The sequence below is a fragment of the Amycolatopsis sp. MtRt-6 genome, from assembly GCF_017308975.1.
Lineage (GTDB): Bacteria > Actinomycetota > Actinomycetes > Mycobacteriales > Pseudonocardiaceae > Amycolatopsis.
In genome coordinates this window covers 76,139-93,455 of sequence record NZ_JADWPD010000036.1, presented here as the reverse complement: position 1 = coordinate 93,455, position 17,317 = coordinate 76,139, and the positions used below count along the sequence as shown (strand labels likewise).

The 17,317-nt window shown below is 72.3% G+C and carries 13 protein-coding genes; 12 read left to right on the top strand and 1 reads right to left on the bottom strand.

Annotated features, from left to right (window positions below):
* Positions 1–21 precede the first annotated feature (21 nt).
* Positions 22–1,023 carry a LacI family DNA-binding transcriptional regulator gene (locus I4Q55_RS41210; RefSeq protein WP_206789833.1) on the bottom strand — a complete coding sequence of 334 codons (1,002 nt, stop codon included), beginning with the start codon at positions 1,021–1,023 and terminating at the stop codon, positions 22–24.
* Between the two features lie 208 nt (positions 1,024–1,231).
* Here I4Q55_RS41210 and I4Q55_RS41205 point away from each other — a divergent pair, with 208 nt between their 5' ends.
* From I4Q55_RS41205 to I4Q55_RS41150, 12 genes are all read left to right on the top strand, one after another.
* A complete protein-coding gene (locus tag I4Q55_RS41205; protein ID WP_206789834.1) occupies positions 1,232–1,987 on the top strand; it encodes a sulfite exporter TauE/SafE family protein in 756 nt (251 codons plus the stop codon).
* Between the two features lie 29 nt (positions 1,988–2,016).
* Complete coding sequence (locus I4Q55_RS41200) at positions 2,017–4,281, top strand: xanthine dehydrogenase family protein molybdopterin-binding subunit (RefSeq protein WP_206789835.1); 2,265 nt, start codon at positions 2,017–2,019, stop codon at positions 4,279–4,281.
* Positions 4,278–4,748, top strand: a complete 471-nt coding sequence (locus tag I4Q55_RS41195; protein ID WP_206789836.1) for a (2Fe-2S)-binding protein — start codon at positions 4,278–4,280, stop codon at positions 4,746–4,748. Before I4Q55_RS41200 ends, I4Q55_RS41195 begins: the two co-directional genes overlap by 4 nt.
* Positions 4,745–5,557, top strand: a complete 813-nt coding sequence (locus tag I4Q55_RS41190; RefSeq protein ID WP_206789838.1) for a xanthine dehydrogenase family protein subunit M — start codon at positions 4,745–4,747, stop codon at positions 5,555–5,557. The genes I4Q55_RS41195 and I4Q55_RS41190 overlap by 4 nt, the downstream gene beginning before the upstream one ends.
* Before the next feature lie 95 nt (positions 5,558–5,652).
* Entirely contained in the window at positions 5,653–6,324 is a 672-nt protein-coding gene (locus I4Q55_RS41185) for a flavin reductase family protein (protein WP_206789940.1), read from the top strand.
* A gap of 67 nt (positions 6,325–6,391) precedes the next feature.
* Positions 6,392–7,621: an HNH endonuclease signature motif containing protein gene (locus I4Q55_RS41180; RefSeq protein WP_206789840.1), complete on the top strand. Its 1,230-nt coding sequence runs from the start codon at positions 6,392–6,394 to the stop codon at positions 7,619–7,621.
* Positions 7,622–8,384: 763 nt separating this feature from the next.
* Positions 8,385–9,227: an ESX secretion-associated protein EspG gene (locus I4Q55_RS41175; RefSeq protein ID WP_206789841.1), complete on the top strand. Its 843-nt coding sequence runs from the start codon at positions 8,385–8,387 to the stop codon at positions 9,225–9,227.
* A gap of 11 nt (positions 9,228–9,238) precedes the next feature.
* Complete coding sequence (locus I4Q55_RS41170) at positions 9,239–9,709, top strand: hypothetical protein (protein WP_206789844.1); 471 nt, start codon at positions 9,239–9,241, stop codon at positions 9,707–9,709.
* Between the two features lie 8 nt (positions 9,710–9,717).
* Complete coding sequence (locus I4Q55_RS41165; RefSeq protein WP_206789846.1) at positions 9,718–11,676, top strand: hypothetical protein; 1,959 nt, start codon at positions 9,718–9,720, stop codon at positions 11,674–11,676.
* Between the two features lie 5 nt (positions 11,677–11,681).
* Positions 11,682–12,026 carry a type VII secretion target gene (locus tag I4Q55_RS41160; RefSeq protein WP_206789941.1) on the top strand — a complete coding sequence of 115 codons (345 nt, stop codon included), beginning with the start codon at positions 11,682–11,684 and terminating at the stop codon, positions 12,024–12,026.
* Complete coding sequence (locus I4Q55_RS41155; RefSeq protein ID WP_206789848.1) at positions 12,023–12,568, top strand: YbaB/EbfC family nucleoid-associated protein; 546 nt, start codon at positions 12,023–12,025, stop codon at positions 12,566–12,568. The genes I4Q55_RS41160 and I4Q55_RS41155 overlap by 4 nt, the downstream gene beginning before the upstream one ends.
* Complete coding sequence (locus I4Q55_RS41150; RefSeq protein ID WP_206789850.1) at positions 12,562–17,316, top strand: DUF6531 domain-containing protein; 4,755 nt, start codon at positions 12,562–12,564, stop codon at positions 17,314–17,316. The genes I4Q55_RS41155 and I4Q55_RS41150 overlap by 7 nt, the downstream gene beginning before the upstream one ends.
* Position 17,317: the final 1 nt, after the last annotated feature.

Here is a 17,317-nt window from a genome sequence, read left to right as displayed (position 1 = left end):
GGCCACAGTGGACGGAGCAGGCTACCGCACCCCGGTCGAGCCGCGGATCACCAGCGTCGTCGGGACGATCAGCGGTTCGTCCGGGGCCGGCGCGCCGGCCAGGCGGTCCAGCAGCAGCGTGGCCGCCGTCTCGCCCATCTGCCGCAGCGGCTGGTGGATCGTGGTGAGCGGGGGCTGGGTGTGCGCGGCGAGGGGGATGTCGTCGAAGCCGACCACGGCGACGTCGTCCGGCACCCTGCGGCCGGACCTGCGCAGGCCGGTCAGCACCCCCGCCGCGGTGAGGTCGTTGTGCGCGAAGACCGCGTCGAACTCCGGGCCCGTTTCGAGGAGCTGGAGGATCGCCGCCTCGCCGCTTTCGCTCGTGAAGTCGCCTTCGATGATGAGCCGCGGGTCGAGGGTCAGGCCCGCGTCGAGGACGACCTCGTTGAAGCCGTTGAGGCGGTCGGCGGTGCAGCCGAAGTCGTGCGGCCCGGTGACGGTGGCGAGCCGGGTGCGGCCGGTGTGCAGGAGGTGCCGGGCCGCGGCCGCGCCGCCGTGGCGGTTGTCCGTGCCCACCGACGGGAACGCCGGGCGGCGGCCGCGGTCGTCGATCACCACGACCGGCAGCCCCGAGTCGTGCAGCACGCGCAGGTGTCGCACGGCCTCCGGCGGTTCCACCAGCAGGAGGCCGTCGAACGCCTTGGCCGACACCTGCCGCGAGAACTCGCCGAGGGAGTCGGCGCCGCGGTTGGTGGTGGACAGCAGCAGGCCGTAGCCCTTCGACTCCACGACGTCGGCGACGCCCTGCAGCACCTCGCCCATCCACGGCCAGGTCAGGCCGGGCACGAGCATCCCGACCGTGCGCGTCACCCCGCGGGCCAGCCCGACCGCGCCGGCACTGGGGATGTAGCCGGTCGCGGCGATCACCTCGCGCACCCGGATCGCGGTCGCCGCGTCGACGTCGGCCTTGTTGTTGAGCACCCGCGACACGGTCGTCTTGCTCACCCGCGCGCGGCGGGCGACCTCGGCGATCGTGACGCGCATCCGTCCTCCCGAGCGGGGGTGCCAGGCCCTGTGGTGTCAAGGTACTCGCCCGCGGGGCCGCCGCGACCGGTCCGAGATCGATCAAGTGCGGACGACAACGGGGTCGCCGGGCCGCCGGTGCGCTCTTCGGTCCGATGTGGACAATGGCCGGGTATAACGCCCTATACCCGTCGGCGGGGCAGCGCGGGCGGCGTGGTGAGATGACAACGTGATCACCGACCCGTGGGTGCTGCTCCTGCTCGTGCTGGCCGGGGTCGGGGCGGGCCTGACCGGGGCGACCGCCGGGCTCGCGTCGCTGGTGTCGTACCCGGCCCTGCTCGCGGCCGGCCTGCCGCCGGTGACCGCCAACGTCACCAATACCGTCGCCATGCTGGGCACCACCGTGGGCGCCGCGGCCGGGGCGCGCCCCGAACTGGCCGGGCAGCGGCGCCGGCTCGTCCCGCTGTGCGCCATCACCACCGTCGGCGGCGCGTGCGGCGGCTTCGTGCTGCTGCTGACGCCGTCCGACGCGTTCACCGTCATCGTGCCGTGGCTGATCGGCGGGGCGTCGCTGGTCCTGATGGCCGGGCCCCGGCTGCGCCGGCTGGCCGAAGGCGCCGAGCACCACGGCCTGAGCCCGGCGACCGGTGTGGTCGCGTTCCTGATCGGCGTCTACGGCGGCTACTTCGGCGCCGCCGCGGGCGTGCTCATGCTCGCGCTGCTGGTCACGGTGTGGAGCCAGCCGCTGGCCCGCACGAACGCGGCGAAGAACCTGGTCACCGGCTCGGCGAACCTGCTCGCCGCGATCGTCTTCTCGGTCACCGGGAAGGTCGTGTGGCCGGCCGCGCTCGCCGTCTGCCTCGGCTCGCTCGGCGGGTCGTGGCTGGGGTCCGCGCTCGTGCGGCGGCTGCCGGCGACGCCGTTGCGCGTCGGGATCGGTTTGGGCGGACTGGGCCTGGCGGTCGTCCTCGGCCTGCGGGCATGATCGGCGGATATCGGCGAGCAGGAGACCAGATGAGCATTGTCGGGACCAGGGTGATCCGCCGGGAAGACCGGAGCCTGATCACCGCGGGCGGCACCTACGTGGACGATCTGCGGACGGAAGCGCTTTCCGGTGCCGCGCACGCGGTTTTCGTGCGCAGTCCGATCGCGCACGCGCGGATCGGCGGCATCGACGTGAGCGCGGCGAAGGAGGCGCCGGGCGTGCTCGGCGTGTTCACCGCCGCGGACCTCGGGTTCGGCCCGCACCCGGCGGGGCCGGTGCCCGAACCGTGGCTGGCCGGCGAGGTGGTGCGCTACGTCGGCGAACCCGTCGCGCTCGTCGTCACCGAAGAGCGCTACCAGCTGGCCGACGCCGCCGAGCTGGTCGACGTCGACTACGAGCCGCTGGAAGCCGTCGCGACGATCGACGCCGCACTGGCGGGTGAGACGCTGCTGTTCCCGGAGCACGGCAGCAACGTCGTGCAGGCCCACGGCGCGGAAGAGTTCGACGACGCGATCTTCGACGGCTGCGAGGTCGTCGTCACGCAGACCATCCTCAACCAGCGCGTCGCGCCCGCGCCGCTCGAGGTGCGCGGCGCCGCCTGCGTGTGGGGCGAGGACGGCAGGCTGACCGCCTGGCTGTCCACGCAGAACGCCCAGATGGCCCGGAGCCAGCTGGCCGCGGCCCTCGGCGTCGGCGAAGAGTCGGTGCGGGTGATCGCGCCGGACGTCGGCGGCGGCTTCGGCGCGAAGATCGGCGCGGACCCCGAGGCGACCGTGCTCGGCTGGGCCGCCAAGCAGCTCGGGCGGGGCGTGCGCTGGGTCGAGTCGCGCAGCGAGAACCTCACGGCGATGACGCACGGCCGGGCGCAGCGCAACACCGTGACCATCGGCGGGAAGCGCGACGGCACGGTGCTGGCGTACCGCCTCGACGTCGTCCAGGACGCCGGGGCGTACCCGCGGCTGCTGATGCTGCCGACGCTGACCGAGCTGATGGCCGTCGGCGTCTACCGGTTCCCGAAGGTCGAGACGCGCAGCCGCGCGGTCGTCACCACCACGACGCCGATCGGGGCCTACCGCGGTGCCGGCCGTCCCGAGGCGACGGCCGCCGTCGAGCGGGCGATGGACCGCTTCGCCGCCGAGATCGGGCTGGACCCGGCCGAGGTCCGCCGGGTCAACTTCGTCCGGCCGGAGGAGTTCCCGTACCAGACGCCGACCGGCGCGGTCTACGACACGGGCGAGTACGCGGCGGCACTGGACAAGGTGCTGGCAGCCGCCGGGTACGCGGAACTGCGCGCCGAGCAGCGGCGGCGGCGGGAGGCGGGCGACCCGGTCGAGCTGGGCCTGGGTATCGCCTCCTACGTCGAGATCACCGGCGGCGACGGCGCCGGCGAGAGCGGCCGCGTCGACATCCACCCCGACGGCTCGGTCGTCGCCTGGACCGGCAGCTCGCCGCACGGGCAGGGGCTCGGCACGTCGCTGGCGATGCTGCTGTCCGACCGGCTGGGCGTCCCGCTGGAGAAGATCACGGTCCGCCACGGCGACACCGACGAGGTGCCGAACGCGGTCGGCACCTTCGGCTCCCGGTCGCTGCAGCTGGGCGGCTCGGCGATCCGGCAGGCGGCCGACGAGGTCGTCGCGCAGGCTCGTGAGCTGGCCGCGGAACTGCTGGAAGCCGCGCCGGACGACCTCGAGCTCGACACCGAACGCGGCGTCTGGCAGGTCCGCGGCGCGCCGTCGAGCACGGTGCTGAGCTGGGCGCAGGTCGCCGGCCGGGCCGGCGAGGGCAAGCTGTCGGCCGACGTCTGGTTCGGCGACGGCAAGCCGACCTTCCCGTTCGGCGCGCACCTGGCGGTGGTCGAGGTCGACACCGAGACCGGCAAGGTCGAGCTGCGCCGGATCGTCGCCGTCGACGACGCCGGCCCGATCGTCAACCCGCTGACGTTCCGCGGGCAGCGCCACGGCGGGCTCGGCCAGGGCGCGGCGCAGGCTCTGATGGAGGTCGTGACCTACGACGACGACGGCAACCCGACGACCGCGACACTGGCGGACTACTCGTTCGTCACCGCCGCCGAGCTGCCGGACTTCGAGCTCGTCGACATGGCCACCCCGACCGACCGGAACCTCCTGGGGGTCAAGGGGATCGGCGAAGCGGCGACGATCGGTTCGACACCGGCGGTGCACAACGCCGTGGTCGACGCGTTGGCCGCTCGCGGCGTCAAGCACCTGGACATGCCCACGACCCCGATCCGGGTCTGGGCCGCACTCGAAGAAACTGGGAAGGGAAGCGCGCAGTGAAGGTCTCGATCGAGGTCAACGGGCGGCCGGTGACCGAGGAGGTGCCGGACCGGACGCTGCTGGTGCACTTCCTGCGCGACACGGCCGGCCTCACCGGCACGAACATCGGCTGCGACACGACGTCCTGCGGGGCCTGCACGGTGCTGCTCGACGGCGAGTCGGTCAAGTCGTGCACGGTGCTGGCCGCGCAGGCGGACGGCCACACCGTCACGACGGTCGAAGGACTGTCCTCTTCGGACGGAGCGTTGCACCCTGTGCAACGGGCGTTCGAGGAGCAGCACGGCCTGCAGTGCGGGTTCTGCACGCCGGGGATGATCATGGCGTCGGTGTCGCTGCTGGCCGACAACCCGAAGCCGACGCGCGACGAGGTCCGCGCCGGGCTCGAGGGGAACCTGTGTCGCTGCACGGGGTACCACAACATCGTCAGCGCCGTGATCGACGCGTCCGGGCAGGAGGTGGACCGGTGATCCCGGCTTCGTTCCAGTACCTGCGTGCGTCCACAGTAGACGAAGCGCTTTCGCTGCTGGCCACACACGGCGACGACGCGAAGGTGCTCGCGGGCGGGCATTCCCTGCTGCCGCTGATGAAGCTGCGCCTGGCCGCCCCGGAGTACCTGGTGGACATCGGCCCGCTCGACGAGCTGCGGTACGTCCGCCTGGAGGGCGACGAGGTCGTCATCGGCGCGTTGTCGCGCTACAGCGCGCTGGTGCAGGACCCGGTGCTGCTGGAGCACGCGCCCCTGCTGGCGCACGTGTCCGGCGAGGTGGGCGACCGCCAGGTCCGCCACCGCGGCACGATCGGCGGCTCCCTGGTCCACGCGGACGCGGCGGCGGACCTCCCGGCGGCGATCCTGGCGTCGGACGCGGTCCTGGTGGCCCGCGGGCCGGAGGGGGAGCGCCGCATCCCCGCGGCGGAGTTCTTCCTCGGCCCGTTCACGACGCCGCTGGAGCCTGCGGAGCTGCTGACGGAGATCCGCCTCCCGGCCCAGCGCGGCCAGGGCTGGGGGTTCCAGAAGTTCACTCGCCGCGCGATCGACTGGGCAATGGTCGGCGTGACGGTGGCCGGCGGCCGCGTCGGCCTGGTCAACATGGGCGGGGTGCCGCTGCGCGCAACGGCCACGGAGGAGGCCTTGGCGGCGGGGGCGTCGATCGAGGAAGCGGCAGCGCTGGCGGCATCGGGAACGAACCCACCGGACGAGCCCCACGCAACGGCGGAGTACCGCCGCCACCTGGCCAGGGTACTGACGAAGCGGGCGTTGACGCAGGCTCGCCGGTGATTTCCCGGGGGCGGCACTCACCGGTGCCGCCCCCGTTGATCGCGACGGCCGATTCCCGCCAGCCCGAGTCCCCTGTGGACGGCAGGATCGGAGGCGTGAAAAACGTCGCGCACACGGCCATCGAGCCGGGAATCCTCTATTTCGGCACCCCGGTGGTCCTGATTTCCAGCACCAACGAAGAAGGTACGACGAACCTGGCCCCGATGTCGTCGGCGTTCTGGCTCGGGTGGCGGGCCATGCTCGGCCTGGGTGTTCGTTCCCGGACGGCGCAGAACTTGATGCGAACCCGCGAAGGCGTGCTGAACCTGCCATCGGAGTCGTTGGCCCCCGCGGTCGACCGCCTGGCGCTGACGACGGGCGCGGACCCGGTACCGCCGGGCAAGCGGGAGCGCGGGTATTTCCATGTGGCGGACAAGTTCGCCAGGGCGGGGCTGACACCGGTGGAGTCGTCGACGGTGAAGCCACCGCGGGTGGCGGAGTGCCCGGTGGCGATGGAGGTGGTCGTCGAGCAGGTGCACCCGGTGGGGGACGACGGGGGAGTGGTGGCGTTCGAGGTCCGGGTCCAACGGGTGTACGTGCACCCATCGATCCGGATGGCGGGGAGCGAGGACCGGATAGACCCCGACGCCTGGCGGCCGTTGATCATGAGCTTCCAGAAGTTCTACGGGTTGTCTTCGCAGGTGCATCCGTCGGCGTTGGCGGGGATTCCCGAGCGGCTTTATCGGGGGCCGGATATCGAACGGGCGCGGCGGGTTGCCGGGGTTTAGGTTGCGGTGTCTCGTTTTTGCCCGATCGTGTGATGCCGCTGTGTTCGATCGTCGGTAGCTTGGAGGTATGACCAGCGACGCGGCTCTTTCGTCCGAGGCGGTGGCTTTTGCCGACCGGATTGGCGAGTTGGTCGCGTCTATGCGGTCTGCTGAGGCCGAACTCGGGGCCCTGCTGGTGGAAATCGAGCAGCGCGGGGTGATGGAGCTGTTCGGCTACCGGTCCGCTGCCCGGCTGTTGGAGCATCTGGCCGATATGCCGAAGCCGGCTACGGAACGGCTGATCAAACGCGCCCGCCTGGTGAATCCGGGCCGCAACCTCGACGGCTCCCCGATCCCTGCCTTGGCCCCCGCCACCGGGGTCGCGGCCCGCGCGGGGCGGTTGAGCAACCCGATGATCGACGTGATCACCTCTGTGCTGGCCCAGGTTCCGCCCGAGCACTGCGAGAGTGCCGAGACCAACCTGCTGGCTTTCGCCGAGGAGGCCGGGCACAAGCAGGTCGCCGCCCTCGGCGCCCGCATCCTCGCCCACCTCGTCCCCGACGGTCCCGAACCCGACGACACCGAACCCACCGCCCCCACCCGGGAGCTGTTCCTCCGCCGCAAAAGAACCGGGATCTGGGAGCTGAGTGGCCGGTTCGACGACGAAACCGGCACCCGCGCCCACGCCCTGTTGGATGCTCTGGCCGAGCGTCGCACCGGCGACGAGGGTCCCGACTTCCGCACCACCCCGCAGCGTTACGGGGATGCTTTCTCCGATGCCGTCGACCTGGCTCTGAATTCTCCGGAGTTGCCGATGCAGGCCGGGGAACGCGCCCACGTCATGGTCGCCGTGTCATTGGAGGACCTGAAATCCGGTGTTGGCAAGGCCACCCTCGGTGACACCGGGACGATGTCCGCGGCCGAAGCGCGGGTGCATGCCTGCGACGCCATGATCATCCCCGCCGTGCTCGGTGACAAGAGTGAACCGCTGAACCTGGGCCGCCTCCGCCGGTTGATCTCCGCCGGACTGCGCCGCGCTCTCTTCCTCCGGGACCGGGGTTGCGCCTTCCCGGGCTGTCATCGGCCTCCCCGGCACTGTCAAGGTCATCACATCCGGCACTGGGCAGATGGCGGCCCCACCGATCTCACCAACCTGGTGCTGATGTGCGCCCACCACCACCGGCTATTGCACCGATCGGGCTGGGAAGTCCGCATCGCCACCGACGGCCTACCCGAATTCCTCCCACCAGTGTTCATCGACCGGCGCCGCAAACCCAGGCGCAACAACCTCCACGAACCACTGCCATTCGCAGCATGAACACGGGACAGGCCCGCAGCCCCACGGCTACGGGCCTACACCCACGCCCACCTCAGGCGCCGGCGCCCCGACGCTGGGCCGGCGAAGCATTGCCAGAGGCTCTGGTACAGACCAAGTTGCCGACCGCCCGACACCGGTCTGAGCCTGCCGTCACCGCGCCTGCGTCCACCGCGCTTGCCGCCGCCGCGCTTGCCGTCACCGCACCTGCCACCCTCGCAGCCGCTGCCCAACCCTGCCTGCCGCCACCGTGCCTGCCAGCCTCGCGGGTGCCATCGCCGCGGTTGCCAGCGTCGCGGTGCCGCCTCGACCTGCCAGCACCGCAGGTGCCACCACCATCACCACAGCGGACCACCACCATCGCCAGCCGCCAAGGCCATCTCCGCCTGCCGCGGCCGCGGCGGTAGCCAGCGTCCCCGCCCCCACGTGGCCGCGACATTGCCGCCGCCAACCCCGCCGCCAACCCCGCCGCCAACCCCGCCGCTCCAAGCCGCACCACCCCGCAATTGCCCCGCTGCGCCCCTCTCCGCCGCCCCGTCCATCACCGAGATCGCCGCCTCCGTTGCGAAATCCGCCGCGACGTCCGCTATCTCCGCCTTTCCCGACCTGCGCCTCCATCCGCACCCCAGAACAGCCCCCTTTGCCCGCCTGAGCCAGGGGATCGTGGTCTTTCGGGCATCCGGGTGGCGGTGCCGACGCCCATCCATGCCGCACTGCTAATCTTCATCCGGGAACTTGCTTGAAGGTTTGATGAAACCGAGGGGAAATGGCGGAGCGGTTCGAGTTCGTCCTCGAGGTCTTCGAAGCGCTCGTCGTCGGGCGGGCCACCGGGGGCGATGTCCGGCGTTACCCGCTGCGGGCCGGGAACCTGCCCGCCGATCCCGTGCGGTTCGTCACCGTTGCGCGGCAGGTCTACGACGCTCTCGAAGAACGGCGGCTTTCCGTCTCCGGTGAGCTGCACCCCGGCGTGCGGACCGCCTTCGAACTGCTGGCCGAGCCGCGGATCTCCGTCGCCGTCAGTGGGATCGATGGGCTGGGGGCCGATGTTGCCGTCCTCGTCGTCAGCGATGGGGCGCAGGCGCTCGGCATCACCCAGGCTCCCGACACCGATGACCTGCTGTTCTCGCTCTTCGCCGACGAAGACCTCGTCGAGGTCGTCACCGGGGTGCTTCCGCCCGCTCCCGCCGCCACCACCGGGACGCACGTCGTGCACCGGGCTGCCGGGCGGGAGGTTTCGGCCATGACCGCGAAGCGGATCGCCGATGCCGAATTCGACGAAGAAGAGACCGATGCCTTCGGGATGATCGAGGTCAAGGCCGTCGTGCGGCCCGGGCGGCGGCCGCCCGCTCCGAAACCCTCCGATGTCGCCGTCCTCGAACGGGTGCTTGCCGAACCCCGGTTGGGGGGTGGGCACATTGCCGTCAGTGCTCAGGGACGGCGGGGGGAACGGCTGGCCGGTGAGCCGCTGAGCTGGCTCGACACCGCCGATGGCCGGTATCTCGTGCACACGCGGACGGGTGATGCCGGGGAACTCACCGCTGAATACGTACCGGCCGGGCGGGCGGATCTCGCGCGCGCCATCCGCGACGCGATCGCGGCTGTCTACTGATCGGGGGACTGATGACGACGGAAGAGACCGCCGCGGCGGCCCAGGCCATCCAGGCCACCATGCAGATGCAGACCGCCGCCACTCCCGAGGCCAAGGCGATGGCCGCGGTGCGCGTCGGCCTCGCCGGGGCGCAGCTGAAGCGGCTCGCCCAGACCGGTGGCTTCGCGGTCGACGACACCACCGGCAACCAGCTGATCGAGGCGCTCGAAGGCGTGCTCGAATCCCTCGAGGCGCGGTGGGCCACGCTGCAACGGCTGCACGACGCGCCCGCGATGAGCCGGACCGCCACCGGGCAGTGGGTCTCCGCGCACATGGTCAGCACCGCCGCCGACGACGCCGGGCTGCTCACGCAGCTGCAGGCCGCGCGGCAGGAGTTCCCGACCTACATCGAGGCCATCAAGCTGGCGAAGCAGAACTACAAGTCCCGGGAAGAGGAGACGCGCAAGACGCTGACCTCGCTCCCGACCGCCGACCAGAGCTGAGGGAGACCGTGGCACCCACCGCCGAGTCCGTGTCGGACCCGTCGTCCCCGGACTACGACCCGCGCAGCCCGCTCTACGACGTCACCGCCGATTCGTCGTCGAAGTACTACGTCGGGCCGCTGACCTCGGACAAGTCGCCGTCGGGCGACCAGATCCGCGAGATGGCCACCCGGCAGGTCGACGACGAGATCCGGCGCGGCTGGCTCGGCCCGGTCGTCGACCCGGTGCTGCGCGACCAGAAGATCCAGGACCGCTACGAACAGCACCTCGCCGACGCCAAGCACGGCCTCGACGAGGGCCTCGTCATGCGCCAAACCGGCGGGGCGCCGCGGACGCTGTGGAACAACGCCAGCCACGAGCAGATGAACGAAGCCATCACGCAGGACGCCAACTCGGCGACCGTCGCGGAGACTTCGGAAGAGTGGGTGCGCGTCGGCAACGACCTGGGCACGCACCAGAAGACCCTGGCGAGCGCGATCAACGCCAGCACCGCCAACTGGGAGGGCGACGCCGGTGACGCCGTCCGCGAGCACCTCGCCGGCGTCGGCAAGTGGCTCGGCGCGACCGCGCAGGGCGCCACGCTCGCCGGGCGGCAGCAGGAAATCCACTCCCAGGCGCTCAACGAGACCCAGCGGCAGATGGCCGCGAACCCGCCGGTGCAGTTCGACCTGCAGGCGACCAACCAGCGCCTGATGTCGATGACCGACCCGGTGCAGTACGCGGCGGCCGCGGGCGAGGCCATGCAGACCTACCGGGCGCAGCAGGCCGCGCGCGAGCACGCCGCGCAGATCATGACGCAGTACGACGAAACCATCGGCGGCGCCGTCGCCACCCCGCGGTTCCCGGCCCCGCCGAAGCTGCCGACGGCCACCGCGCGCACCGCGAACGCGCCGGCCGGAGGCGGCGCCGGCGCGGGCGGGGTGCAGCCGCTGCTCGCCCGGAACCCCGTCGAGCCCGCGGCCGCGGATATCCCGATCGACGCCAACGCGGCCGCCTTCGGTGGCGCGGGTGCGGCCGGCGGTGCCGCCGCGGGTGGCGCCGGGATCCCGGGCGCCGGCGGCGCCGGAATCCCCGGTGACGGTTCGGGCTTTTCGGGCAGTGGCATCCCGGGTGCCGGTGGCTCCGGCTTCTCCGGTGCCGGCATTCCCGGCAGCGGCGGCGCCGGTGGTGGCGTGGGCGGTGGTGCGGGTGGCGCGGGCTTCACGCCGCCGAACTTCGACGCGCCCGGCACGCCCGCCGGCGGCAACTTCAGCGGTGCCGGCATCCCCGGCTCGTCGCTGCCGCGCTTCGACGACTCGACGACGTCGTCCGGCTTCTCGCCTTCGGGAATCGGCGGCGGCGGGACCGGCGGCAGCGGGTTCACCCCGCCGTCGATCCCGAACATCCCGGACGTCTCCGGCGGGGGCGGGACCGTTCGCGGTGGCAACCCGATCCCCGGGTTCACCCCGCCCGGCATCGACCCGGTCACCGGGCTGCCCACCGGCACCGGCGGGCTCAACAACCCCGGCGGCGCCAAGCTGCCGACCATCGGCCGCGGCGGCGGGATCAACGGCGAAAGCATCGCCAGCCGGCTGGGCGGCCTGACCGGCGGCGGTGGCGGTGGCGGCGGTTCCCTCGGCGGGATCGGCGGCTCCGGTGCCGGTGGCGCCGGTGCCGGTGGGGCCGGCGCCGGCGGTGCGGGCCTGCGCGGTGCCGGCAACCTCAGCGGCGGTGCCGCCTCCGGCCTCGCCGCGGAAGCCGAAGCGGCGGCGGCGCGCAACGCGGCTTCGGGCCGCGGCGCGGCCGGCGCGGCGGGCACCCCGGGCATGGGCGGCATGGGAGCCGGAGCGCGCGGTGGCAAGGGCGAGGACGACAAGGAACACAAGGCCGCCGACTACCTCGAAAGCGACGACCCGAACTTCTTCGCGGGCGAGCAGGCGGTCGCGCCCCCGGTGATCGGCGACTGGAAGAACCAGGATTGGAAGTGACGCCCGTGACGGCACCCGGCTTCGAGGTCGAACCGGACGACCTGGTCGCGCACGCGAGTCACGTCGAGAGCCTGGTGGACCGGCTCAACACGGCGAGCTCCGCGGCCGACACGGCGATGTCGGACCACGCCTACGGGCTCCTGTGCTCGTTCCTCCCGCCGATCATCCGGCCGACGAACGAGCAGGCGAAGGACGCGCTGACGGCGTCCGCGGAAGGCGTGCGCGGGCTGGCGGACAACGTCACGGCGGCCGCGAAGTCCTACCGGGAAGGTGAAGAGGGCAACGCGCAGCCGTTCGAGCGTCAGCTCGCGGCGTCGTCGCCCTCGGCGGAAGCGAGGACGAAGGCATGACGGGCCCGAACGGACTGGGGGACCTCATGCGGGACCCCGACGAGACGATCCGCCGGATGGACGACTGGGCGGCCGGGTTCGCGGCCAAGGCGCAGCGCTACCAGGCGGCGCAGGAACAGACCGAACGGCTGCGGCTGACCGCGACCAGCTCGGACGGCGCGGTGAGTGTGACCGTCGGCGCGGACGGCACCGTCACCGACCTGACGTTCTCGAACAAGGTCAAGTCGTTCCCCCTCGACGAGCTCTCGCGGCAGATCCTGACGACCATGCGGCGGGCGCAGTCCGGCATCGCCGAGCGCGTCGCCGGGGTGATGGCCGAGCAGCTCGGCGACGAGGACCGCGAAACCCGCAGCGTGCTGCTCGACAACCTGCGCGGCCGGTTCCCCGACCCCGACGAGCCGGACGAGCAGCCGCCCGCCGCGCCCGGGCCGGTCCCGCCGGCCCCGGCCGGTGGCGCCGCGGCCCCGCCCGCACCCGGAGCCCCGCAGCCGCCGTCGCGACGGCCCGCCCCCACCGACGATGAGGACAACAATCCGTGGTGAATCCGCTGGTCGCGGAGACGAAGGATTCCACGAAGGCGTATTCCGGCATCTCGCTGCTGGAGTCGGCGAACGACCTGAAGTCCGCGATCGAGAGCGGCGACTGGGCGTCGGTCGCGCTGGGCTCAGTCGGGACCGCGCTGGACGCGCTGTCGATGGCGATGGACCCCTTCGGCGCGATCCTCGCCGCCGGCGTCGGCTGGCTGATGGAGCACGTCGGCCCGCTGAAGGAAGCCCTCAACGGCCTCACCGGCAACGCCGACGAGATCGCCGCCCAGTCCGAGACGTGGAAGAACATCGCGACCGAGCTGGGCAGCATCGGCGCGGACCTGACCGGCATGGTCAAGGCCGACACCGTATCCTGGACCGGGAACGCGGCGGACACCTACCGCCAGCGGGCCCAGGACACCGTGACGCTGCTGGAGACCGCGCAGAAGGGCTGTGAAGGCGCCTCCAGCGGGGTGAAGACCGCCGGAGAAGTCGTGGCCGCGGTCCGCGCCCTGGTCCGGGACATCATCGCGGAGCTGATCGGGCACCTGATCAGCTGGGCGCTGCAGGTGCTGTTCACGCTCGGCATCGGGATGACCTGGGTCGTGCCGCAGGTGATCAACGCGGTGGCGAAGACCGCGTCGAAGATCGCCGATCTGGTGAAGCGGCTGGTCACCGCGCTGAAGGCGCTGGTTCCGCTGCTCAAGCGGGCCGGTGACCTGTTCTCGGACGCCGCCAAGGCGTTGCGGAACATCAAGCCGGGCAAGGCCGCGCCGCCGCCGAAGCACGGCGACATCAAGGGCAACCCGAAGCCCGACGGCGACACGAGCCCCTCGGGCGCGAAGGGTGACGGCACTTCGACCTCCGGCGCGAAGGGTGACCCGCCGCCGGCGTCGAAGGGCCCCGACGACACCCCGAAGAGCCCGGACCCCACCCCCGGCGGGGGCTCGACCACGCCGTCGGGCGCGGGCAAGGGCGACGGCGGCAAGGGCGGCTCGTCGAACAAGCCGGACAACCCGCGCGACCGCGGTGTCGGCCCGGACGACCGCGTCTGCAAGTCCGACCCGGTGGACGTCGCGAACGGCGATGTCATCCTGGAGCAGCGCGACCTCGAACTGCCGGACCCGCTCCCGCTCGTGCTCGACCGGACGCACATCTCGTCCTACCGGGCCGGCCAGTGGTTCGGTCCCACGTGGACGTCCACTGTGGACCAGCGGCTGGAGCTCGACGACGAGCACGTCTGCTTCTTCTCCGCCGACGGCCTGGTCCTGGTCTACCCGCACGCCGAACCCGGCGTCCCGGTGCTGCCGCTGGAAGGACCGCGGCGGCCGCTGACCCGCACGGCCGGCGGCTACACACTGCACGACCCCCTCGCCCGGCGCACCCTCACCTTCGCGCCGCTGCCCGGCCGCGGTGCCGCGCTGCAGCCGCTGCGGCAGGTCGAAGACGCCACCGGCGCCGTGATCGAGTGTGCCTACACGCCTTCCGGTGAACCTTCGCGCCTGAAGCATTCGGTCGGCTACGAGGTCGCGCTCACCACCGACCGCGGCCGCGTGGTGGCGGTGGACGTCGTCGACGGCGACACCGGCTACCGCGTCCGCGCCGTCCGGTACGACTACGACCCGCGCGGGCGGCTGGTCGCGGTGACCGACTCGTCGGAGACCCCGGTCCGGTTCGAGTACGACGACGCCGGCCGGATCACCGGCTGGCACGACCGCAACGGCATCTGGTACCGCTACGTCTACGACGCCGACGGACGCTGCGTGGTCACCGTCGGGGACGGCGGTTTCCTCGACGGCCGGTTCGCCTACGACACCGCCCGGCGCGTCACGAGGTTCACCGATTCGCTCGGCCACACCAGCGAACACCACTTCAACGAGCTGGGCCAGCTCGTGCGCGACGTCGACCCGCTCGGCGCGGTCACGACGTACACCTGGGACCGCTATGACCGGCTGCGGAGCCGGACCGACCCGCTCGGCCACACGACGCTGTTCGAGCACGGCGAAGCCGGTGAACTGCGGGCGGTCGTGCGTCCCGACGGCAGCCGCGTCGCCGTCACCCGGCACCTCGGCGGCGCCCTCGACATCGCGGTCGAGGCCGCCGGCCGCGTCTGGCGGCGCCACTACCCGGCGGGCAGCGCGCCCGACCCGTACACCACGCTGCCCGGCATCGCCGACGGTGCCGCCGACGAAGCACCGGGCACAGCCGAGCCCGGTACTGCCGCGGAGGCGCGCGAGCGCCCCGACGGCACCGACCTGTTCGGCCGTCCGAAGGCCGTCGTCGACGCCGCGGGCGGGCGGTCCGCGTTGCGCTGGAGCGTCGAAGGAAAGCTCCTGGCCCGGACGACGCCGTCCGGCGCCCAGGAGGTCTGGCGCTACGACCGGCAGGGCAACGAGCTCGGCCACACCGGCCTGCTCGGCCAGGCCGAAGCCCGCGAGTACGGCCCGTTCGACCTGCTGACGGCGGTCACCGACCCGACCGGCGCGCGCACGGCGTACGCCTATGACACCGAGCTGCGCCTGGTCGCGGTGACCAACCCGGCCGGGCTGACCTGGCACTACACCTACGACCCGGCCGGGCGGCTCGCCGCCGAGTCCGACTTCGACGGCCGGGTGACCCGCTACACCCACGACGCGGCGGGCCGGCTCGTGCGTTCGGAGTCCGGCGGCCTGGTCGTCGAGTACGGCTACGACGCGCTCGGCAACGTCGTCTCCCGCCGCACGGCCGACGAACTCACCACCTTCGTCCACGACCCGGTCGGCCGGCTCGCCGGCGCGGCGAACGCCGAGTCCCGGGTGGACATCGAACGCGACGACTCCGGCCGCGTCCTCGCCCACACCGTCGACGGCCGGACGATTTCATTCGGCTACGACGACGAAAACCACCTCGTGCGCCGCCGCACACCGTCCGGAGTGGACAGTGTGTGGCGGTTCGACCCGGACGGCGCCCCGGTCGCGCTGGAGACCGCCGGCCAGTCGATCCGCTTCGGGCACGACGGCGGCGCGGAAACCCGGCGTGTCTTCGGTGACGTCGTGCTCGAACAGGCCTACGCGGGGGAGCGGCTCACCGGGCAGACCGTCACGGTCGCCGGACAGCGGGTGCACACCCGCGGGTACGAGTACCGGCCGGACGGCGAGCTGGCCGGCGTCGACGACGACGCGAGCGGCCCGGTGCGCTACCAGCTGGACGCCGCCGGCCGGGTCACCGCGGTCACCGGCCCGAATCGCGCCGAGCAGTACCGCTACGACGGTGCGGGCAACATCACCGGCACGGCCCGGGAACGCCGGTTCTACACCGGCACCCGGCTCACGCAATCGGACAGCGCGGCCTACGAGTACGACGCCCACGGGCGGCTCGTGTCCCGCCGGGACGCCGCGGGCGCCGTCTGGCTGTACGCGTGGAACGCCCTCGGCCGGCTCACCGGCGTCGTCACCCCGGACGGTACCCACTGGCGCTACCGCTACGACCCGCTCGGCCGGCGCACCGCCAAGCAGCGGATCGTCGCCGGCCCGGGTGGCGCCCCCGTGGTGGCCGAGCAGGTGCTGTTCACCTGGGACGGCACCACCCTCGTCGAGGAACAGGCCGGCACCCGGGTCACCACCTGGGAGTACCACCCGGACGACGGAAAGCCCCTGGCCCAGCTGGCCGCCGGGCGCTTGGCCACCGTCGTCACCGACCAGGTGGGCACGCCGATCGAACTGGTCGACGCGACCGGATCGCTGCTGTGGCGCGGGCAGGCGGATCTGTGGGGCAACGACGTCGCCGACCCGAGCGGCACGCCGCTGCGGTTCCCCGGCCAGTACCGCGACGCCGAGACCGGCCTGCACTACAACGTCTACCGCTACTACGACCCGGCGACCGGGCGGTACCTCAGCCCGGACCCGCTGGGCCTCGACCCGGCGCCGAACCCGGTCGCGTACGTGGCGAACCCGCTCGTCGCGGCCGACCCGCTCGGCCTGGCACCGACGGTGTCGCCGTGCGGAAAGGTCAAGGACGACCGGGTCCCCAAGCGCAAGCGCTCCGAGGACGACTCGACGCAGGCGTCCGGGTCCGGCTCGAACAAGAAACCCAACACCGGCAAGGACTACAAGCCGGGCGACATCGTCAACGACGACCTCAAGCACCCGGCGGTCGACAAGTACCACAACTTCCCGAAGGGTGAGGAACGCCGGTTCAAGGACGACGGCGGCGCCGGCAAGACGAAGACCAAGCGGTCGGAGGATGTCGGTGAAGCCGGGGCCCACGACTACCTGAAGAAGGTCACCGGCAAGGACGACCTCGACATGATCACGCCGACGAAGGCCAACCCGCTGCCGGCGGGTAAGTACGGCACCAAGCAGGGCGAGCCGTGGCCGAACGCGGTCGCCTTCAACGGCAACAACGTCGCCGACGTCGCCTACTGGGACGGCAAGACGTTGCACGTGGTCGAGGCGAAGGGCAACGGCTCGACGCTCACCGGCGGCCCGATGCACGGCCGGGTCCAGAAGTTCGACCCGAACACCGGTGACCCGGTGCCGCCCGCGAACCGGCCCAACGAACACCGGATGGACCAGGGCAGCACGGAGTACCTCAAGGACGTCGCCGCGAACATGAAGAACAGCAAGCCGGAGAACGCGACCTACGACGGCCGCGGCGAGGTCGGGACGTCGATCTGGAACGCGCTCCACAAGGGCGACCCGCCGGTCAAGTACGTTCCGGTCAACACGACGGTCGGCCCGGACGGCAAGGCGGTCGTCAAGGTGACGCCAGGGTACGGGGAGTAGG

Bases quoted from the DNA above. Each gene is read 5' to 3' on its own strand.
- I4Q55_RS41210 (WP_206789833.1), bottom strand. From the start codon at position 1,023: ATGCGCGTCACGATCGCCGAGGTCGCCCGCCGCGCGCGGGTGAGCAAG.
- I4Q55_RS41200 (WP_206789835.1), top strand. From the start codon at position 2,017: ATGAGCATTGTCGGGACCAGGGTGATCCGCCGGGAAGACCGGAGCCTG.
- I4Q55_RS41180 (WP_206789840.1), top strand. From the start codon at position 6,392: ATGACCAGCGACGCGGCTCTTTCGTCCGAGGCGGTGGCTTTTGCCGAC.
- I4Q55_RS41175 (WP_206789841.1), top strand. From the start codon at position 8,385: ATGGCGGAGCGGTTCGAGTTCGTCCTCGAGGTCTTCGAAGCGCTCGTC.
- I4Q55_RS41170 (WP_206789844.1), top strand. From the start codon at position 9,239: ATGACGACGGAAGAGACCGCCGCGGCGGCCCAGGCCATCCAGGCCACC.
- I4Q55_RS41155 (WP_206789848.1), top strand. From the start codon at position 12,023: ATGACGGGCCCGAACGGACTGGGGGACCTCATGCGGGACCCCGACGAG.